Source organism: Paraburkholderia tropica (assembly GCF_900109265.1).
Classification (GTDB): Bacteria; Pseudomonadota; Gammaproteobacteria; order Burkholderiales; family Burkholderiaceae; genus Paraburkholderia; species Paraburkholderia tropica.
In genome coordinates this window covers 184,802-204,336 of sequence record NZ_FNZM01000018.1, presented here as the reverse complement: position 1 = coordinate 204,336, position 19,535 = coordinate 184,802, and the positions used below count along the sequence as shown (strand labels likewise).

General features: G+C 66.5%; 17 protein-coding genes. 10 read left to right on the top strand and 7 right to left on the bottom strand.

Translation table 11 applies throughout. The features are described 5' to 3' along the window. Positions 1-190: hypothetical protein (locus BMY06_RS39975; RefSeq protein ID WP_208608914.1), on the top strand; the 190-nt coding region annotated here is incomplete at its 5' end. A 415-nt stretch (positions 191-605) separates the two neighbouring features. Here the strand turns inward: BMY06_RS39975 and BMY06_RS28355 are convergent. Beyond that, on the bottom strand, positions 606-2,456 hold the full coding sequence (locus BMY06_RS28355) for an acyl-CoA dehydrogenase (RefSeq protein WP_074986618.1): 1,851 nt from the start codon (positions 2,454-2,456) through the stop codon (positions 606-608). Positions 2,457-2,615: 159 nt separating this feature from the next. On the opposite strand from BMY06_RS28355, the gene BMY06_RS28350 reads away from it, so the two are divergent. Both BMY06_RS28350 and BMY06_RS28345 read left to right on the top strand, forming a co-directional pair. After that, on the top strand, positions 2,616-3,557 hold the full coding sequence (locus BMY06_RS28350; RefSeq protein ID WP_074986638.1) for a LysR family transcriptional regulator: 942 nt from the start codon (positions 2,616-2,618) through the stop codon (positions 3,555-3,557). A 396-nt stretch (positions 3,558-3,953) separates the two neighbouring features. Continuing rightward, complete coding sequence (locus BMY06_RS28345; RefSeq protein ID WP_065057777.1) at positions 3,954-6,068, top strand: putative bifunctional diguanylate cyclase/phosphodiesterase; 2,115 nt, start codon at positions 3,954-3,956, stop codon at positions 6,066-6,068. A 6-nt stretch (positions 6,069-6,074) separates the two neighbouring features. On the opposite strand, the gene BMY06_RS28340 is transcribed toward BMY06_RS28345, so the two are convergent. From BMY06_RS28340 to BMY06_RS28325, 4 genes are read right to left on the bottom strand one after another with little or no spacing between them, the layout of a single operon-like run. Further along, positions 6,075-7,085, bottom strand: a complete 1,011-nt coding sequence (locus BMY06_RS28340) for a CaiB/BaiF CoA transferase family protein (RefSeq protein ID WP_074986617.1) — start codon at positions 7,083-7,085, stop codon at positions 6,075-6,077. A gap of 31 nt (positions 7,086-7,116) precedes the next feature. After that, entirely contained in the window at positions 7,117-8,247 is a 1,131-nt protein-coding gene (locus tag BMY06_RS28335; protein ID WP_065057779.1) for an acyl-CoA dehydrogenase family protein, read from the bottom strand. 42 nt (positions 8,248-8,289) lie between these two features. Then, positions 8,290-9,849, bottom strand: coding sequence for an acyl-CoA synthetase (locus BMY06_RS28330; protein ID WP_074986616.1), 1,560 nt, complete (start codon positions 9,847-9,849; stop codon positions 8,290-8,292). Beyond that, positions 9,828-10,724, bottom strand: coding sequence for an IclR family transcriptional regulator (locus BMY06_RS28325; RefSeq protein ID WP_080180320.1), 897 nt, complete (start codon positions 10,722-10,724; stop codon positions 9,828-9,830). The genes BMY06_RS28330 and BMY06_RS28325 overlap by 22 nt, the downstream gene beginning before the upstream one ends. Here BMY06_RS28325 and BMY06_RS28320 point away from each other — a divergent pair. From BMY06_RS28320 to BMY06_RS28305, 4 genes are all read left to right on the top strand, one after another. Then, positions 10,723-10,983 (top strand): hypothetical protein, encoded by a 261-nt coding sequence (locus BMY06_RS28320; RefSeq protein WP_124263310.1) that lies wholly within the window; start codon positions 10,723-10,725, stop codon positions 10,981-10,983. The genes BMY06_RS28325 and BMY06_RS28320 overlap by 2 nt on opposite strands. Before the next feature lie 131 nt (positions 10,984-11,114). Continuing rightward, complete coding sequence (locus tag BMY06_RS28315) at positions 11,115-12,305, top strand: thiolase family protein (protein WP_074986637.1); 1,191 nt, start codon at positions 11,115-11,117, stop codon at positions 12,303-12,305. Positions 12,306-12,355: 50 nt separating this feature from the next. Continuing rightward, the gene (locus tag BMY06_RS28310; protein WP_065057781.1) at positions 12,356-13,123 is read left to right on the top strand and encodes an SDR family NAD(P)-dependent oxidoreductase; all 768 of its coding nucleotides are present in this window, start codon (positions 12,356-12,358) and stop codon (positions 13,121-13,123) included. A gap of 229 nt (positions 13,124-13,352) precedes the next feature. Then, positions 13,353-13,895, top strand: coding sequence for a cysteine hydrolase family protein (locus BMY06_RS28305; RefSeq protein ID WP_074986614.1), 543 nt, complete (start codon positions 13,353-13,355; stop codon positions 13,893-13,895). A gap of 184 nt (positions 13,896-14,079) precedes the next feature. Here BMY06_RS28305 and BMY06_RS28300 read toward each other — a convergent pair whose 3' ends face one another. Then, positions 14,080-15,261, bottom strand: coding sequence for an acyl-CoA dehydrogenase family protein (locus BMY06_RS28300; protein ID WP_065057782.1), 1,182 nt, complete (start codon positions 15,259-15,261; stop codon positions 14,080-14,082). Between the two features lie 274 nt (positions 15,262-15,535). Beyond that, a complete protein-coding gene (locus BMY06_RS39010) occupies positions 15,536-15,886 on the bottom strand; it encodes a hypothetical protein (RefSeq protein ID WP_124263309.1) in 351 nt (116 codons plus the stop codon). Positions 15,887-15,981: 95 nt separating this feature from the next. Here BMY06_RS39010 and BMY06_RS28295 point away from each other — a divergent pair, with 95 nt between their 5' ends. The 3 genes from BMY06_RS28295 (at position 15,982) to BMY06_RS28285 (ending at position 19,479) form a co-directional block, all read left to right on the top strand. Continuing rightward, positions 15,982-16,593: a hypothetical protein gene (locus BMY06_RS28295; RefSeq protein ID WP_231957414.1), complete on the top strand. Its 612-nt coding sequence runs from the start codon at positions 15,982-15,984 to the stop codon at positions 16,591-16,593. A gap of 299 nt (positions 16,594-16,892) precedes the next feature. Continuing rightward, complete coding sequence (locus BMY06_RS28290) at positions 16,893-18,113, top strand: ABC transporter substrate-binding protein (protein WP_244144329.1); 1,221 nt, start codon at positions 16,893-16,895, stop codon at positions 18,111-18,113. Positions 18,114-18,243: 130 nt separating this feature from the next. Then, on the top strand, positions 18,244-19,479 hold the full coding sequence (locus tag BMY06_RS28285; RefSeq protein ID WP_080180321.1) for an ABC transporter substrate-binding protein: 1,236 nt from the start codon (positions 18,244-18,246) through the stop codon (positions 19,477-19,479). The last annotated feature ends 56 nt before the right edge of the window (positions 19,480-19,535 follow it).

Here is a 19,535-nt window from a genome sequence, read left to right as displayed (position 1 = left end):
TAGCTGCGCACTCGCGCCGGTCGATGTCGCATCGCGCGAGAAACAACGGTTTTCGGCAAATCGAACTTTTCTGATTGCCCACCGTTTTGAGATCGAGTGGGTTCTGACGCCATGCGAAAAACCTGAAAAATCAGGTCTGGCGTCATCGCGAATGGGTACGCATATCGTTAAGACAGGCGTCAAGGGATGACCGGCAATCTGGGCACCCGTTGCGGATGATCGTGATCTACGGCGATGATTTCTCGACACCTGCTGGCTCACACGCGCGCCGCTTGCCGTTCGCATTGGGGCACACCCGCTCGAGCATTTCGCCACGCGCCCAACCAGACAGATGCCTGAGGTGTTTTGCGTTTCAGCTGAAACTCACGACTCAGCCCTCAAAAGAGCAACGCCCGCGAATGCGGGCGTGCAGGGTTAAGTCGGTTACGTCCATGGCGAATGCCGGATGCCTGTTTCGCAAACCTCCGCGCGACAGTCCCTTGTTTGCAGCCAGATCACCACAAGCTCGATTCTTTCAGCGCGCCGCTCAATGGCGCGTCCGGCCTGGCCGGTACGACCATCCGGACGACTTCGCGCGCCGCGAGTCAGTCAATCGAACCGGCATTTCAAAACCACGCGTCCTGCATATCCAAAGTAGTCCGATCAAGCGAAGCAAGCAGATCGAACTGCGCGCCGGTTTTCGGCAACTCCCACGCGAAGAAGTACTGCGCCGCCGCGAGCTTGCCGCGATAAAAATCGGCGTCATCGCCTTGTGCCTGTTTAAGCGCCGTGCGCGCCGCGAGCGCCTGTTCGAGCCACACCCACGCCACCACCACATGCCCGAACGCTTCGAGATACACCGAAGCGTTCGCGAGCGTCACATTCGCATCGCCCGCGGCCCACAACTGCTGCGTCACCGTGAAGAGGCGCTTCATGGCCGCGTCGAGCGCACGCGCATGCGTGGCGTCCTGCGCGTCGCCGCTCGAATGCGCGCGGTCGAGCGTGGCCTGCACGCGCTGCGCGAACAGCCTGAGCGCCGCGCCGTCCTTGATCACCACCTTGCGGCCGAGCAGATCGAGGCCCTGAATGCCGTGCGTGCCTTCGTGAATCGGATTGAGCCGGTTGTCGCGATAGAACTGCTCGACGTTGTACTCGCGCGTGTAACCGTAGCCGCCGTGCACCTGGATCGCGAGATCGTTGGCGGCGAGACACCATTGCGACGGCCAGCTTTTCGCAATCGGCGTGAGCAGATCGAGCAGCAGCGTGAGCGGCTCGCGGGCGGCGTCGTCGGCGGCGCCGCCCGCTTCGTCGACGAGCTTCGCGCACCACAGATTCAGTGCGAGCGCGCCTTCCACGTAGCTCTTTTGCGCGAGCAGCATGCGGCGCACGTCGGCGTGCTCGACGAGCTTCACCTGCGGCGACGCCGGGTCCTTGCCCGCCGCGCCGATGCCGCGCCCCTGCGGACGATTGCGCGCGTAATCGAGCGCGTGCAGATAGCCGGTGTAGCCGAGCATGGTCGCGCCGAGGCCGACGCCGATGCGCGCCTCGTTCATCATATGGAACATATAGGCGAGGCCTTTGTGCGGCTCGCCCACGAGATAGCCGATCGCACCCGCGCGGCCGCCCGGCGCGTACTTCGTGCCTTCGCCGAAATTGAGCAGGCAGTTCGTGGTGCCGCGATAGCCCATCTTGTGATTGAGGCCCGCGAGCACGACGTCGTTGTGTTCGCCGCGCGAGCCGTCTTCGTTGACGAGATATTTCGGCACGATAAAGAGCGAGATGCCCTTCACGCCGGGAATCAGCTTGCCGTCCGGGCCCGGAATCTTCGCCAGCACGAGGTGGACGATGTTTTCCGTGAGTTCGTGCTCGCCGCCCGAAATCCACATCTTGTTGCCACGCAGCCGATACTGCGCGCCGAGCGCCGAGTCGCCCTCGAAGTCGGCGCGCGTGGCCACGTCGGACAGCGACGATCCGGCCTGCGGCTCCGAAAGACACATCGTGCCGAAATAGCGGCCTTCGAGTTCGGGCTTCACGAAAGTGTCGATCTGCTTCTCGCTGCCGTGCGCGAGCAGCAGATTCGCGTTGCCGATGGTGAGGAACGGATACGCGCTCGAACCGACGTTGGCCGCCTTGAACCAGGCGAAGCCCGCTTTCTCGACCACCAGCGGCAACTGCATGCCGCCGTACGCGAAATCCTGGCCCGCCGCCATCAGGCCCGCGTCGCAGAACGCCTTGAGCGCCGTCTTCACTTCGGGGATGAGGGTGACGGTCTCGCCGTCGAAATGCGGTTCGTGTTGATCGTTCTTCTTGTTGTGCGGTGCGAACAGGTCGGTGGCGATCTTCTCGCAGGTGTCGAGCGCGGCGTCGAAGGTTTCGCGCGAGTGATCCGCATAGCGCGCGATGCGCGTGAGCCGCTCGACGTCGAGCCATTCGTAGAGCAGGAAGTTCAGGTCACGGCGGGAGAAGATCAGCGACATGGCGGGCGGGCTCTCGGTTGGGAAGGCGTCTAGATTACCTAAAATAGAACGACCGTACTATTGGTGATTTCTCCAGCTTCGCCGCGCGCGTAGCGTGCTTCCGTGCGGAGGGAGAATCCGGCATCATCGGCGCTCATCCTTCCGAAATGCGAGATGTCGATGGATCGACTCGACGCCATGTCCGTGCTCGTCGCCGTGGTCGAGGCGGGCAGTCTTTCGGCGGCGGCGCGCCGGCTCGGCATGCCGCTCGCCACCGTCAGCCGCAAGGTCAACGAACTGGAAGCGCATCTGCGCACGCGCCTGCTCACGCGCACCACGCGCCAGCTCGCGCTGACCGAGGCGGGCGCGTCCTATGTGGCCGCGTGCCGGCGCATTCTCGAAGACGTCGGCGAGGCCGAGCGCGCCGCGACTGGCGAGTACGCGTCGCCTAGAGGCGAACTCGCGCTGAGCGCGCCCGTGGTGTTCGGGCGGCTTCATGTGCTGCCGGTCGTCAGCGAATTCCTGGCGCAGTATCCGGAGATCGACGTACGGCTGGCGCTGGCGGACCGCGTGGTCAATCTGATGGAGGAGCGCGTGGACGCGGCCGTGCGCATCGGCGCGATGCCCGACAGCGCGCTCGTCGCCGTGGGCGTGGGAGCGATCCGCCGCGTGGTGTGCGCGAGTCCGGCGTATCTGGCGCGGCATGGCGTGCCGCGGCATCCGCGTGATCTGAGTGCGCATCAGTGCGTGACTTTCGAGGGCGTGGAAGGGCGCACGTGGATCTTTCGCAGCGGTAAGGATTTGTCCAGGGATGCAGCGAAAACCGCGCTCGTGCAGCCGGTCGCCTCGCGTCTGGCGGTCAATACGGCCGAAGCCGCCATCGACGCCGCGCTGATGAACGTGGGCGTCACGCGCGTGCTGTCTTATCAGGTGGCGCAGGCGGTGCGCGAGGGGCGGCTCGACTTGCTGCTCGAAGCGTACGAGCCCGCGCCCTGGCCGGTGAGCCTCGTGCACGGCGGACAGACGCCGCTGCCGCTCAAACTGCGTGCGTTTCTCGACTTCGCGACGCCGCGTTTGCGCGCGCGGATCGAGGCGGCTCGCATCGGCGTCGCCCCGTCCTGAACGAGGGGCTGAACTCAGCAACGCATCGAACGCCCCAGGCATTGCCGATGCGCGTCAGTCATTTGTCAGCGGCGCTTCGGGCTTCACTTCGGCAAACGTTTGCAAATGCTTGTCGGAAAAGGGGTTTTATAAAGTTTTCACGCGATTGTGCCGTAGACTTGCGCGCGGGCGCGCGCGTCGTTTCGCGCTCCTCTGTTTTTCGAAGGTCCGATCCGCCCGCTCCGATAGTCCTCGTTCGTTTGCGCGGCTAGGCGGCCCGGCGCCCAGGCTGGAAGGCGCCGTCCGCCCGGTCCATGAGAGACCGCCGCGCATGGCCTGAAGCCATGCTATTGTCCTGCCGCTTCATGCAAAACGCATGACGCGCAAAAATTCAGGCTCAAAGGAGGCCGACCTGTGATGAATGTGCTGGGCTGCATCGTCTACAAGCACAATCTGTGGCTCGTGATCGTGGCGGTGCTGATCTGCGGCGGCGGCTCGTGGGTCACTGCGAGGCTCGTGCGGCGCGTGTTCGCGACGCGCGGCCTGCAGCGCGCGGGCTGGCAGTTCCTTGCGTCCGTGACGGCGGCCGTCGCCATCTGGTGCACGCATTTCGTGGCGATGCTCGGCTTCGAGCCGGGCGTGCCCGTCAGCTTCGACCCCGTGCTCACCATCGTTTCTCTGCTGATCGCGCTGGGCGGCAGCTTCGCGGCCTTCGCCGTGGCGGGCAGCGGCTTCACGCGCGCGGCGCCGGCCATCGGCGGGGCGCTGGTCGGGCTCGCCATTTCGCTGATGCACTACACGGGCATGATGGCGTACCGCGTGCAGGGCGTCGTGTCGTGGAATCACACCTATCTGGTCGCGTCGATCGTGCTGTCGGTCGTGTTCGGCGCGCTCGCGCTCGACCGCGCGGCGCGCGGCGTGAACGTGCGGGCAAATATCGGCGCGGACAAGGGCATGGACAAGAGCGCGAGACCCGCCGCGAAAGACACGGGTTCGGTGGCCAGCGTCACGCTGCTGCTCGTGCTCGCCATCGCCACGCTGCATTTCACGGGCATGTGCGCCTTCACGGTCACGCCGCTGCGAATCGCGGGCGAATTTTCGAACCCGGCTGCCTTGCAGGCGCTGGCGCTCTCGGTGGCGGGCATGGCGTTCATCATCGCGGGCGCGGGTCTCGTGAGCTATCTGCTCGACGACACCGTGCGCGCCGAATCGGTCGAGCATCTGCGCACGATGGCGCTGAGCGACATGCTCACCGGCCTGCCGAACCGGGCGAGCTTCAACGACCGGCTCGACGTGGAAATCGCGCGCGCCGCCGCCGAGCACGGCAAGCTCGCGCTGGTCGGCATCGACCTGAATCGCTTCAAGGAGATCAACGACCTGCGCGGCCATCACGCGGGCGACGAAGTGCTGCGCATTCTCGCGCGCCGCTTCACGAGCCTCGTGCGCGAGGGCGAATTCGTCGCGCGCGTGGGCGGCGACGAGTTCGTGGCGCTGCATCGTTACTCCCATCGCGACGCGCTCGACGACTTCCTCGGCCGTCTCGAAGACGCCTTGTTCCGCCCAATCCGCTACGACGACTGGGAAGTGGTGTCGGGCGCGAGTCTCGGCGTGGCGATCTATCCCGACGACGCCAGCAGCAAGGCCGTGCTGATCAACAACGCCGACCTCGCGATGTACCGCGCGAAGGCGGCGCTCACGCGCACGGTGTGCTTTTACGAGCCGAAGATGGACGAAACGGCGCGCGCGCGCCGCACGCTCGCCGCCGATCTGCGCGACGCGATCGCGCGCGGCCAGTTGAGCGTGCACTATCAGGTGCAGACGGCGGTGAGCGGCGCGATTTGCGGCTACGAAGCGCTGTTGCGCTGGGAGCATCCGCGCCAGGGCTTCATTTCGCCGGGCGTGTTCATTCCGCTCGCGGAGGAAAACGGCCTGATCCTGAGCATCGGCGCCTGGGTGCTGCGCGAGGCCTGCACGCGCGCGGTCACGTGGCAGCCGCCGTACAAGGTGGCCGTGAATCTGTCGCCCGTGCAGTTCGCGCACGCCGACCTGCCGGCGCTCGTCAGCGAAGTGCTGGCGGAGACCGGTCTCGCGCCCGACCGGCTCGAACTGGAACTGACCGAATCGACGATCTTCGCCGATCGCGAGCGCTCGCTCGACGTGTTGCAACGTATCAAGGCGCTCGGCGTGAGCCTTGCGCTCGACGACTTCGGCACCGGCTATTCGTCGCTCGATACGCTGCGCACGTTCCCGTTCGACAAGATCAAGCTCGACCAGTCGTTTATCAGCGAAGCCGAATCGAGCCGTCAGGCGACGGCGATCATCCGCGCGGTGCTCGCGCTCGGCAAGAGCCTCGGCATTCCGGTGCTGGCGGAAGGCATCGAAACGCAGGATCAGTTCGATCTGCTGGCGGGCGAGGGCTGCGACGAGATGCAAGGCTTCCTGCTGGGCCGCCCCGCGCCGCTCGCGCAACTGGTGGAGAGCGGGCAGATCAAGCTGGTGCAGCCGCGCAGCCGTTATGCGGCGGCGGGCTGAACGCAGTTAATCGAACGCCGCAAAGCGCGGCGCGCAGGCCGGCATCCACGCGCCGTCCGTTTGCGTGAACGCGCCGCGCGCCGCGTTATGCGGATGATGCGGCGCCTCGCTCAAGCCCAGCACCGGCGACACGCACGCATCGCTGCCCTCGAATAGCGCGACCCACGCGTCGCGCTCGCGCGTGGCGATAATCTGCTCGATGCGCGCGGCGATCGCGGGCCAATGCGTCCGGTCGCGCTGCGGCAGTTCGAGCAGATCCTGCGCGCCGATTCCCTTCAGAAACGCGGCATAAAACGGCGGCTCGATGCAGCCCACCGCAAGCCATCCGCCGCCGCGGCAGCGATAGGTCCGGTAGAACGGCGCGCCGCCGTCGAGCAGATTCTCGCCGCGCGCGTCGCGCCACTGCCCCGCCGCGTGAAAGCCGTACATCATGCTCATCAGCATGGCCGCGCCGTCGGTCATCGCCGCATCGACCACGCAGCCCTTGCCGCTCGCCCGCGCGCGCAGGATCGCCGCGACCACGCCGAACGCCAGCACCATGCCGCCGCCGCCGAAGTCGCCGACCAGATTGAGCGGCACGACCGGCGCGCCGCCCGCCTCGCCGACCGCGTGCAGCGCACCCGAAATCGCGATGTAGTTGATGTCGTGGCCCGCCGTGTGCGCGAGCGGTCCGCGCTGGCCCCAGCCCGTCATGCGTCCGTAGACGAGCGACGGATTGCGCAGCCGGCACGCATCAGGACCGAGCCCGAGCCGCTCCATCACGCCCGGCCGGAAGCCTTCGATCAGCGCGTCGGCCTGCGCGATCCGATCGAGCGCATGCGCCACGTCCTCGGCGCACTTGAGATCGAGCGCGACGTGCTCGCGCCCGCGCGCGAGCGGGCCGTCGGGCAGCGCCTCGCCCGCACGGCCGATGCGCGTGACGTGCGCGCCCATCTGGGCCAGCAGCATGCCGCAGAACGGCGCGGGCCCGAGCCCCGCGAACTCGACGATATGCACGCCTTGCAGCGGCTGGATCATGCGCGGTCTCCGCGTGAAATGAATGTGGGCATCAGAGCGTACGCGCGATGATTTCTTTCATGATCTCGTCGGTGCCGCCGTAGATGCGCATCACGCGCGCATCGACCCACGCGCCGCCGATCACGTACTCCGACATATAGCCGTAGCCGCCGTGCAGTTGCAGGAATTCGTCGAGCAACTGGTTCTGCAATTCGGTGGCGTTGAGCTTGGCCATGGCCGCATCGACGGGCGACAGTTCGCGACGCAGATGCCGCGCGATGCAGTCGTCCACGTAAATGCGCACCATCTCCGCTTTCGCGCGCGCGTGCGCGAGCTTGAAGCGCGCGTTCTGGAAGTCGAAAATCGCCTGACCGAACACCTTGCGCCCGCGCGTGTACTCGATCGTGCGCGCGAGCATGCCCTCGATGGACGCCACCGCGCGCACGGCAATCACCAGCCGCTCCTGCGCGAGTTCGCGCATCAGATACGAAAAGCCCGCGTTTTCCTCGCCGAGCCGCTGCGTGATGGAGACGCGCACGTCCTCGAAAAACAGCTCCGACGTGTCCTGCGCGCGCAAGCCGATCTTCTCGAGCTTGCGGCCTTTTTCGAAACCCGGCGTGCCTTCCTCGACCACGATCAGCGAGACGCCCTTGCTGCCGAGGTCCGGCGCGGTCTTGCAGACCACGATCACGAGACTCGCGTTCTGGCCGTTCGTGATGAAGGTCTTCTGGCCGTTGATGACGTAGTCGTTGCCGTCGCGGCGCGCGGTCGTGCGCACGGACTTCAGGTCGCTGCCGGTGCCCGGCTCGGTCATGGCGATTGCGCCGATATGCTCGCCGCTCGCGAGCTTCGGCAGCCACTCGCGCTTCTGCTCCTCGGTGCCGTAAGCGTGGATATACGGCGCGACGATGTCCGAATGCAGCGGGAAGCCGATGCCGCTCGCGTTCACGCGCGCGAGTTCTTCGATCAGGATCGCCGCGTGGCCGAAGTCGCCGCCGCCGCCGCCGTATTCCTCGGGAATCGTGCAGCAGAGCAGGCCTTCTTCGCCCGCGCGACGCCACACCGATTTCGGCACGATGCCGTCCTTTTCCCACTGCTGATGAAACGGCGCGATCTCGCGCTCGACGAAACGGCGAACCTGCTCGCGGAACAATTCGTGATCGTCGCGGAATACGTTACGCATGGGTTGTCTCCTTGATTGTCTGAGTCTATTTCGGATGCCGAATCAAATCGTGGCGCCGGGATTATCGATGCTCCGGTAGCGCTCCTTCAGCAGCCGGCGCAGCAACTTGCCGTTGTCGTGGCGCGGCAGCGCGTCCTCGAAATCGACGGAACGCGGCACCTTGATATGCGAGAGCCGCTCGCGGCAGAACGCCATCAACTCGTCGGCGAGCTGCGGGCTGGCGGCGTCGCGCTCGCGCAACTGCACGATGGCTTTGACGCTCTCGCCGAACTCGGCATGTGGCACGCCGATCACGGCCGCGTCGGCCACCGCCGGATGCTCGCTCAACACATTCTCGATCTCCTGCGGGTAGACGTTCACGCCGCCGCTGATGATGAGATCCGTGCGCCGGTCGCTCAGGTAGAGATAGCCTTGCGCGTCCACGTGGCCGATATCGCCATAGGTGGCCCAGCCGTGCCGGTTGCGCACGCTGCGAGTTTTGGCGGGATCGTTGTGATACTCGAACGGCGGACCGCCCTCGAAGAACACGCGGCCGATCTCGCCCACGGGCAGCTCGCGGTCGTCTTCGTCGACGATATGCAGCGTGCCGAATTTCGCGCGTCCCACCGAGCCGCGATGCGCGAGCCATTCGTGCGAGTCGATCGCCGTGAGCCCGGCGCCTTCCGAACCCGCGTAATACTCGTAGATCACCGGGCCGAACCAGTCGATCATCTGCTGCTTGACGAGCGGCGGGCAGGGCGCGGCCGCGTGGATCGCCACTTTCAGGCTGCTCACGTCGTAGCGGCGGCGTACCGGTTCGGGCAGCGCGAGCAGGCGCACGAACATCGTCGGCACCCATTGGCTGTGCGTGACGCGATAGCGTTCGATGGCGGCCAGCGCGGCCTCGGGATCGAACTTCTGCATGACGATGGTGCGCCCGCCCGTGCGCAGCATGCGCACGAGATAGCGCAGCGGCGCGGCGTGATAGAGCGGCGCCGTGCTCAAATACACGGAGTCCTGATTAAATCCGAAACTCTTGCGCCATGAGGCCGTTTCGGTGTCGTCGATTGCGCGGCGATCCCACGGCACGAGCGGTTTGAGGATGCCTTTGGGCAGTCCCGTCGTGCCCGACGAATAGAGAAAATCGCGGCCCTGTTCGCACTCGGGCAGCGGCGTGCGCGTGTCGGTCTCGTCGAGCGCGGCGTCGAGCGAGGCGAAGCCGGGCGGGGGAAGCGCGCCCGTCATATAGCAGGCGACGCCGTGCAGCGCGCCTTCGTCGGCGAGCGTCTGCGCGAGTTCGCGCATCGCCTGCGAGACGATCAGCACGCGCGCGCCGCAGTCCTTGAGGACGTGCGCGACTTCGCGTGTTTTCAACTGGATGCTGATGGGGGTGAAATACAGACCGGCGCGCTCGGCGCCGACGGCCGCGATGGCCAGAGCAGGGTGATTCTCGAACAGTAGCGCGATGCCGTCGCCGGGTTGCAGGCCTAGCTGGATCAGCCAGTGCGCAACCCGGTCTGCGCGTTCGTTCAGGGTGGCGTAAGTGAGGACCTCGTCGGTGCCGGCAAGGCGCAAGGCTTCCTTGCCGGGTGCTGCGGCTGCTAGTTCGCGGACACGCTCCACGGTCTCGTCTCCATATCGTGCGCGGCGCCAGTCATGCTGCCGAGCGCTGCCTCCACGCGCCTGACCAGCGACATCAGCCGCGGGGCGATGTCGTCGGTCAACTGGTTGCCGCTGATGTTGAATACCGCAATGGAACAGCTGAAAACCCAGTACTCGTCGTCGATGGGCGACGCCAGCGGGATCGCCACCGAGTGAATCTCGCGCTGCATGTCGCCGTGCGACACCGTGCAGCCCTGCTCGCGCAATTCCTGCTGCGCCTGCGTGAGGCGCTGCGCGAGCAGTTCGCCCTTGGCCGGATCGCGCGTGAGCGTTTCCTGCAGATACCGTTCGCGTTCGGCGCCCGGCACCGTCCACAGATACGCGCGGCCCGAGGCCGTGCGCGACAGCGAAAGCCGCGTGCCGATCTCCGAGCGATAGACCGCGCTGCCCGCGCCCTGCGCGACTTCCGCGTAAGCGAGGTTCAGGCGGTAACCGACGGCGAGCGTCACCTGGCCCTGACAGTAATCGGCCAGCTCCTGCATCATCGGCCGCGCGATCTGGCGGATCGTCATGCGGCCGAGCGCGGGCGCGGCGAGGCTCAGCATCTCGGTGCCGAGCACGTATTTCGAAATGCGCTCCGAGTAGCGCAGCATGCCGAACTCGCACAGCGTATTGATGAGCCGCAGCGCCGTGGGCTTGGGCAGGCCGGTGCGCTCCACCAGCTCGCGCGCCGACAGTTCGGACGCGCCCATCGAATAGCACTGCAGGATCCGGATGCCGCGCGCGAGTGCGCTCACGAGCTGCGAGTCGTTGCTTGTCTCGTTGCTCAACTCGTTGTTCGAGTCGCTGGACGAAACAGCGGCGTCGTCGGTGCGTGAGGTGGCCTGGTCGGTCATGTCGGATTCCTTCTTCGGGGGGATGGGCGCGCCGGACAAACACGGGGCGCCTTTTGGCAAACCCGGCATTCTAGCTTTCCCCTTCGTGGCGGAACAATTTTTCAAGACGACTGGCTCATTTTTCGTGAAATTGCGACGCTTTGCCGCGCCCGCGGCGTGTCCGGGCTACCTGATCGACACATCTGACTGCGTGCAACTTCGGGAATTCGGACTCTCAGGCTCGCTCGGCCGCTATCGGTATGTCACTATCGTCGCATGATTGGAATTAAATGATCCATAAGGATCGAAAAATGTTTACCACTATTGAAATAGTGAGATCGTGTGGTGTATTTTGATTCGCGAGATTCATTTTTTCATTATCCACACTTCTCCCGGATTGAGCGAACCATGATCCAGAGCGCGGTAATCGTCGACGCGGTGCGCAGTCCCATGGGCCGGACCAAGGCGGGCGGCGCCTTCGTCGACCTGCATCCGGCCGACCTGCTTTCGCAGGTGATCCAGCAACTCGTCGAGCGCAACGACCTCGACCCCGGCACCGTCGACGACCTGATCATCGGCTGCGTGAGCCAGGTGGGCGAGCAGGCAACCACGCCGGGCCGCGTGGCGTGGCTCGCGGCCGGTTATCCGCAACACGTGCCGTCCACCACGGTCGAGCGCAAGTGCGGATCGAGCCAGCAGGCCGTGCATTTCGCCGCGCAGGCCATCATGGCGGGCGTCAACGAGATCGTGGTGGCGGGCGGCGTGGAGTCGATGAGCCGCGTGCCGATGGGCAGTTCGCGCCTCGGCCGCGATCAATACGGCGCGCGCTTTCATGCGCGTTATCCGCAGGGGCTCGTGGGCCAGGGCGTGAGCGCCGATCTGGTGGCGCAGAAGTGGGACCTCGCGCGCGAGACGCTCGACGCGTATTCGGCCGAGTCGCATCGCCGCGCCGACGCCGCGCGCGCCGCCGGTCACTTCGCGCGCGAGATCGTGCCGATCGAAGTGCGCGACGAACAGGGCACGCGCCGCATCGACGCCGACGAAACCATCCGCGCGGGCACCACCGTCGAGCGTCTCGCGGGCCTCGCGCCGTCGTTCGAAGACGCCGCGCTGGCCGCGCGTTTTCCTGGCATCCGCTTCAACGTCACGGCGGGCAATGCCTCGCAGATCTCGGATGGCGCGGCGGCGCTGCTCGTCATGAGCGAGCGCAAGGCGGCGCAGCTCGGCCTGAAACCGCGCGCGCGCATCGTCTCGTTCGACGTGCGCGGCGACGACCCGCTCATGATGCTGACCGCGCCGATTCCGGCGACCGAGCATCTGCTGCGCAAGGCCGGTCTGAAGATCGAGGATATCGCGCACTTCGAAGTGAACGAGGCTTTCGCTTCGGTGCCGCTGGCGTGGCAAAAAGCGCTGGGCGCCGATGCCGCGCGGCTCAATCCGGCCGGCGGCGCGATTGCGCTCGGGCATCCGCTGGGCGCGTCGGGCGCGCGCCTCATGACCACGATGCTCAACGCGCTCGAACGCAGCGGCGGCCGCTACGGTCTGCAGACGATGTGCGAGGCGGGCGGCATGGCGAACGCGACGCTCATCGAGCGGCTTTGAGCCCGACGCAAGCGACATCCATACAGGCAACGACGACAGGAGACACACGGATGAACCTCAAGGGAGCGGTGGCGATAGTAACGGGCGGCGCATCGGGGCTGGGCCTCGCGAGCGCGAAGCAGTTGCTTGAGAAGGGCGCGCAGGTGGTGATCTGCGATCTGCCGAATTCGCGCGGCGCGGCGGTGGCCGACGAACTGGGACCGGCGGCGAGCTTCGTGGCCGCCGACGTCACGAACGGCGACGAGATGGCCGCCGTGATCGACGCCGCCACGCAGCGCGGTTCGCTGCGTGCGCTCGTGCATTGCGCGGGACGCGGCGGCGCGGTGCGTCTGATCGAAAAGGACGGCTCGCCGGGCTCGCTCGAAGCCTATGAGAACGTGGTGCGCGTGAACCTCGTCGGCACCTTCAACGTGCTGCGTCTCGCGGCGGCGGCGATGGCGCGCAACGAACCGAACGCGGCAGGCGAGCGCGGCGCGTGCGTGCTGACCGCGTCGGTGGCCGCGTACGAAGGGCAGATCGGTCAAGTGCCGTATGCGTCGTCGAAAGCGGGCGTGGTGGGCATGACGCTGGTGGCCGCGCGCGATCTGGCGAGCAAGGGCATCCGCGTGTGCACGATCGCGCCGGGTCTGTTCGATACGCCGATGCTCGCGCGGCTGCCCGAGGAGATTCGCGATTCGCTCGGCAAGATGGTGCCGTTCCCGCCGCGCCTCGGCGCGCCCGATGAGTTCGCCGCGCTCGCGATGCAGATCCTCGACAATCCGATGCTCAACGGCGAGACGATACGCCTCGATGGCGCGATCCGCATGCAGCCGCGTTGAGCGCGCACATTCACGTTGACGCGTGTCGCGCGTTTGCTGCATCATCGTCCACATGAACTGCATCGCGCGCCCGCTCACCACCACGACCACGACCGCCTCCGGCGGGTCGTGAGGCCGATACGCGCGCAAGTCACCGAGCATCCTCGTATCGAACCCAAGGCCCCGCCGAATCCGGACGGGGCCTTGTCGTTTCTCCGTCCGCCATCGGCTCTACACATGGAGAAACGTTGTGTCCGACCTCGCTCAATCCCGCCGTGCATTGCTGATCGTCGACATGCAGCACGGTCTGTTCAACGGCGCCGAACCGCCTCACGAAGGCGCGCGCGTGCTCGACAACATCAATCTGCTGATCGCGCGGGCGCGCGCCACCCATGCGCCGATCTTCGCCGCGCGCCACACCGGCCCGAAGGGTTCGCCGATCGAGCCGGGCAGCGCGCTCACGCAACTGCTGGCGGATCTGCACGTGGATGCAGAACGCGATGTCACCTTCGATAAAACGCGTCCGAGCTGTTTCGCGGGCACCGGTCTCGCGCAGTGGCTGCGCGATGCGAAAGTGGACGAACTCGCGATCGTCGGCATGAAGACCGAGTATTGCGTGGATACGACCTGCCGTGCGGCGAGCGAACTGGGCTGGCGGACTGTGCTGATCGAAGACTCGCACACGACCACGGACGCGCCCGGTCTCAGCGCGCAGGCGATCGTGGCGCATCACAACCGCGTGCTGAGCGGGCCGTTCGTCAAACTCGCGCGCGCCGCCGACTACGTGTTTTAAGGCGCTGGCGAGGTGCGCCGGCGTGTCGTTGTCGGTTCATGCGCAGTGCGCGAGTTCGGCCGTGCGCGTGAAGCTGTCCGTGGATCGTGAAGGTACAGCCGGGCGGGATGGGCGGCAAAAACGAAACGCGCCCCGTGACAGGGGCGCGTGGTTCATTCGGGTAACGAGCGCGGTGATGACGGTATCAATGCGCCGCCGTCGCTGCCTCGTCGAGCGCGTCGAAAATCCCGCTCGCGTCGTCGGCGAGCCCGTGCGAGCGCCCCTGCGCGTGCGTGCAGACGATCTCGTCCCAGAACGATTCCGAGCCGAATTGCAGGCGCTGCGCGTGCAGGCGGCGCGTGAACAGTTGCAGATCGAACTCGGGCACGATGCCGAGCGCGCCCGCGAGACCATGCGCGCCATTGGCGACCAGCGGCGCGGCGCGGCTCGCGCGCGCTTTCGCGATCGCGCTGGCGAGGCGTTGCTCGCCGCTGCGATGCGCGGCGCAGCCCTGCTGCGCGGCGGTGCGCGTGGCGGCGACGTGCGCCGCGATGGCGTCGAGCTGGCGCTGCGTGGTGTCGCGTCCGGCCTGCGAAGCGGCCGACTGCGTGCTCTCGCGCACCCACGCGGTGGTCACGTCGAGCACGCGCTGCATCGCGCCCGCCATCGTGGCGGCCGTGATCATCGCGCCCAGTTCGGCGATGCTGCAGGCGGGCAGCGCGCGCGCCGTCCGGGTGCTGAAGCAGACGGTGGCGTCGAGACCGTCGCCGTGCTTTTCCACGCGCGCGGTGTCGAGCGGCACCAGCCAGACACCCTTGGCGGTTTCGACCACGACCGCGTCGGCGACCTGGCCGTAGGGCACGAAGGCCGTGCACTGCGAGGCGTCGGCGATGGCCAGCGCGATCGGGCCGCGCGGCGCGTCGAGCTGCGCGGCCGCGAGCAGGTGGCGCGCGATCATCGTGTGGGCGGCGGGCAGCGGCAACGCATGCTGACCGAACGCGAACAGCACGCCCGCGGCGGCGGCGAGCGGCAGATCGGCGCCGCCTTGCGCGCGCGGCACGAGCGCGTCGAGCAGACCGCGTTCGTCGAGCTGGCACCAGAGCGCGTGGCCCGCGCGGCGGTCGTGGGCCGTTTCCACGCCGCGCACGAATTGCGGCGTGCAGAGATCGGCCAGCACGGACTGCGCCGCGCGAGTGAGCGTGTCGTTCATGATGTTTCCCTCGGCATGGAGCGCGCCGACCGGCGCGAGGCGCGAACGCGGGCGTTCGTGACGGCTGCGTTCAGGCGTGTTCGACGCGCCGGGCGAAGCGGCGCGCGAGGTGCGTGCGCTCGCGCTGCCGCAGCGCGCCGCATCGAAGCCGCCCGACGAATGGCCGGGGCGCGTCATGAGCGGCCCTGGCCCGCGCCGGCCTCGTGTCCCGCGCTGTGTTCCGCATCGTGTTCCGTTGCGTGTCCCTTCGCGCTGCGGCCGGGCAGCGGCGCATCGTGGTGCGCAATGATCATGTGTCGTCCTCCTGAAGTCTTTGTCTCGCGCCACGCGAGCGAGCGCGGGCTGCGCAGAGCGGTTTCGCGCCGATGGCGAAGACGCGCTCGAAATCCGCTCTGATTCTAGAAGCGCCTCCCAGGTGAGGCAACCCGAAAAAAACCCGACATTCAGGCCTTTATTCGCGTGAGTATTTTTTTACGGCTTTTTTTTCGTGTATCGCCGCGTTGATTCGAAACGGGAAATCGCCCGTCCGCCGGGGCTTGCCGCTAAGGCTTGGGGGTATACGCCAGGCAGCGCGCCAGGCCGTATCGCGCGCGTCGTCGGGTTGTTCCGATTGGCGAATCAGTTCATTGCCGGAACAGCAATGACGGCGCGAGTCGGGCCAACCGGGCACGAAGGCGTGTCGCGATTGCGTCGGCGATCCCGGCGAACGCAGCGTCCGCGCCGCTGTCACGGAATAAAGGTTGCGTATGCAAGTATTGAGCGGCGAACCTGCGCGCGCCGGGGTATCGACGAGGCGTTTCACCGGTGGTGTTCGGTCCCCGAGTCGCGCCTGGTCACAGCCGTTTCGGCATGATCCGGTGTTACCCTGCAGGGCTTCACGCATCGAGAGGCCGCCCGTTGAAACGCATTACCGTTCTGTCGCTGCTGGTTTCGGCCAGTCTGTCGCACGCCCCCGCCTGGGCGCAGGAGTCGTCCGGGAGCGCCGCGCCGCCGCTGCCCGACGAGATCGCGCGCCAGTTGCCCAAGGGCGACGTGGTCATCACCTATGCGGCCGGACAGCTCACCGATTCGCCGCGCACCGATTATCTCGTGGCCGTGCACGGCGCGGGCGACACGCGCGAGCAGCCGACGCCGCGTCCGCTGCTGATCTTCGTGCAGAAGCCCGATGGCCATTACCGGCTGGCGGCACGCAACGACCTCGTGGTCATGCGCGCCGACGACGGCGGCCAGTGCGATCCCTTCAACGACAGCGCCGACGGCCTCGTCATCAAGAACCGCTACTTCACGGTGCAGAACGAAGTGGCGTGCGGCGCGCACTGGACCGACTACATCACCTTCCGCTTCGATCCGAAACGTCAGGACTGGGTCTTTCACAAGGAGATCTCGCAGGCCTGGCGTCTGAACGACAAGCCCGACGGCGACGCGCTGATCGCCGATCCCGCCACCGTGACCGACAGCGATTCGAAGCGGCCCGTCACGTTTTCGGAGTGGCGTCCGCGCGAGCCTTGAGCGCGCGGGTTTTCCCGTAGCGCCACGGTCTCCTGCCGTCCCCGCGTTCCATAGGGACAAATGCCGACTTCCACCGCGCCGAACGCCGACTTCTCCGAAAACAAATTGTTAGGTTCGCGGCGCTCACCCACACTGGCACCTGCCCGATAAGTTCGATCGATTCGCCACGGCGCTCATCCGTTCACGCGCCGGACCGCGGTCGATCGCGCTTCATTGATTCGTCATCCGAAGCATTGTGAGCGGCGCACTGCGGCGTACAAGAAAGACCTCGTAAAAAGCCTGAAGGCCACGGAGGAGACATGATTCGCATCACCACGCGGATGGGGCGTGCATCGCGCACGTCCCGCGCATCTTGCGCGCTGGGCTGGGCGCTGGCATTGACGTTAAGCGGCGCGTTCGCACCCGCCATGGCGCACGCGGCTGAATGGAAAGTCGGCGTCGAGCTGCCGCTCACCGGCCCGCTCGCGCAAGCCGGCACGGAGATGTATCGCGGCATTCAGGTGGCCGCCGACCTGTATAACCGCCGTCATCCGCAAGACAAGATCACGCTGGTGACGGTGGACGACGAATCGAATCCCGCCAAGGCCGTCGCCGCCGTCGAACAGCTCGCCTCGCAGCACGTGGTGGCGATCGCGGGCGCGGCCAACTCGAATTGCGCGGGCCCGGCCTCGGAAGCGGCGAGCAAGGCGGGCATCGTCTACATGACGTCGGGCGGCACCAGCGACGACATGGTGTCGCGCGGCCTCAAGAACTTTTTTCGCGTGAGCAACACGCCGGGCTACACCCGCGGCATGACGGGCCTGTTCGACTCGCTCGGCGTGAAGTCGGTGGCCATTCTCTATTCGACGAAAGACGCCACCAGCGACCTCGCGCGCCAGCTCGACGCCGCGCTCAAGGCCAAGGGCGTGAAGACGTATCTGCATGCCTACGATCCGTCGATCAGCGACTTCAAGCCGCTCGTCAACAAGGTCAAGCTGCAGGACAAGCCCGACGCGCTCGCGATGCTCGGCTACGAGAACGACTACGTGGGCATTCTGCGCGCCGCGCGCGTGCTCAAGCCCGACCTCAAGGCGATCGCCGCGCCGTGGGCGTTCGCGAGCCCGAAGATGGCGCAGTCCTTCCCGGACCTCGTACCCAACGTGTATGGCGCGACGGTGCTGGCGTCGCCGGCCGATTACCGCTCGGCGGATCAGCGTGACTTCTCCGAGACGTATCAGCGTCTCTTCAAGACCGTGTCGAACTATCAGTCGCAGACTTCGTTCGTCTACGCGCAGGTGCTGTTCGACGCCATCGCGCAGGCGCAGAAGGCCGGGACGCTCGACAAGGGCGGTCTCGCCGACACGCTGCGCGCCACGCAGCGCGACGACACCTTCCTCGGCAAGGTGAGTTTCGATGCGCGCGGCGACAATCCGCACTACGTCGCGCACATGGGGCAGTTCGCGCGCGACGGCAAGCTCGCGCTGGTCTGGCCGCAGCAGGTGGCCACTGCAAAACCCGCCTATCCGGGCGTACCGTGGTGAGCGGCCTGCAAGCGAAATAAAAACAATACGGTATCCGAATTAAATAAAAAGCGCGCACAACGACGCGCAACGAACGACGCGCCCGCGGCCAGGGCGCGCATGAAACCATAAAAGCCGGTTTGGAGGCACGATGGATCGCAGCACTGCACATAACGCTTCTCGCCAGCGGCGCGCCGGGTCGCGCGCCGCGATCCGTTATTTCGTCAACCTGAGCGTGAGCGCGCTCGCGCTGCTGGGCGCGACGCCGGCCGCGTTCGCGGAAGTTCTGCCGGTGGGCGTCGAACTGCCGCTCACCGGTTCGATGGCGCGCGCGGGCACCGCGCAGCTCGAAGGCATCAAGGTGGCGGCCGACCTGTTCAACAGCGGCAAGTTCGGCGGCACCGGCAAGCACAAGGTCGCGCTCACCGTGATCGACGACGAGGCGCAACCGGCCAAGGCCGTCTCCGCCGTCGAAAAGCTCGCTTCGCAAGGCGTGCTCGCGATCACGGGCGGCTACGGCTCGAACTCGGTCAGCCCCGCCTCGGAGGCCGCCGACAAGGCCGGTCTCGTCTACATCACCTCGGGCGCAGTGGACAGCGGCATCACCTCGCGCGGGCTCAAGCGCTTCTTCCGCGTCGGGCCCGCATCGGGCTATTCGAAGGCGATGCTCGGCCAGCTCGACGCGATGGGCGCGAAGTCGGTCTCCATCGTCGCGTCCACGAGACAGGCGACCGCCGACGTGAGCAGCGACGTCGCCAACAAGCTGCGCGCGCAGGGCGTGAAAGTGACGGTGCATATGTTCGAGCCGTCGATGACCGACTTCAAGCCGGTCGTCAACAAGATCCGCCTGCAGGACAAGCCCGACGTGATGCTGATGATCGGCTACGAGAACGACTACATCGGCATCCTGCGCGCGGCCAAGGTGCTCAAGCCGCAACTGAAGGCGGTGATGGGCGCGTGGTCGCTCGCCACGCCGAAGATGGCCAGCGAGTTTCCGGACCTCGTCAACAACGTGATCGGTTGCGCGATGCTGCCGCATCCGGCGCAGTTCGGCACGGCCGAGGGCAAGGCTTTCGTCGACGCCTACGTCGCGGCCTACAAGAAGGAGCCCGATTACGTCGCCGAGTTCGCCTTCGTGCAGTCGGTGCTGCTGTTCAACGCGATGGCGCGCGCCGCCGACGCGGGCACGCTCAAGAAGGACGGCATCGCCGCCGAACTGCGCGCGAAGCCGCAGGACACGCTGATCGGCAAGGTCAGCTTCGCGGCCAACGGCGACAACCCGTCGTTCCTCAACAACATGGCGCAGATCCAGGGCGACCGCATCGTGCTCGTGTGGCCGAAGGAACGCGCGACCGGCAAGCTCAACTTCCCGGCGCTGCCGTGGTGATCGCGCGCTGCGCGCTTCGTGCGCTGTTTTCGACGCTGTTATCGATAGGGAGATCG

Excerpts from the sequence above, each read along its gene's own strand:
- BMY06_RS28290 (WP_244144329.1), top strand. The coding sequence starts at position 16,893 with ATGATTCGCATCACCACGCGGATGGGGCGTGCATCGCGCACGTCCCGC.
- BMY06_RS28340 (WP_074986617.1), bottom strand. The coding sequence starts at position 7,085 with ATGATCCAGCCGCTGCAAGGCGTGCATATCGTCGAGTTCGCGGGGCTC.
- BMY06_RS28350 (WP_074986638.1), top strand. The coding sequence starts at position 2,616 with ATGGATCGACTCGACGCCATGTCCGTGCTCGTCGCCGTGGTCGAGGCG.
- BMY06_RS28345 (WP_065057777.1), top strand. The coding sequence starts at position 3,954 with ATGAATGTGCTGGGCTGCATCGTCTACAAGCACAATCTGTGGCTCGTG.
- BMY06_RS28335 (WP_065057779.1), bottom strand. The coding sequence starts at position 8,247 with ATGCGTAACGTATTCCGCGACGATCACGAATTGTTCCGCGAGCAGGTT.
- BMY06_RS28325 (WP_080180320.1), bottom strand. The coding sequence starts at position 10,724 with ATGACCGACCAGGCCACCTCACGCACCGACGACGCCGCTGTTTCGTCC.
- BMY06_RS28310 (WP_065057781.1), top strand. The coding sequence starts at position 12,356 with ATGAACCTCAAGGGAGCGGTGGCGATAGTAACGGGCGGCGCATCGGGG.
- BMY06_RS28285 (WP_080180321.1), top strand. The coding sequence starts at position 18,244 with ATGGATCGCAGCACTGCACATAACGCTTCTCGCCAGCGGCGCGCCGGG.
- BMY06_RS28300 (WP_065057782.1), bottom strand. The coding sequence starts at position 15,261 with ATGACGCGCCCCGGCCATTCGTCGGGCGGCTTCGATGCGGCGCGCTGC.
- BMY06_RS28355 (WP_074986618.1), bottom strand. The coding sequence starts at position 2,456 with ATGTCGCTGATCTTCTCCCGCCGTGACCTGAACTTCCTGCTCTACGAA.
- BMY06_RS28320 (WP_124263310.1), top strand. The coding sequence starts at position 10,723 with ATGTCGGATTCCTTCTTCGGGGGGATGGGCGCGCCGGACAAACACGGG.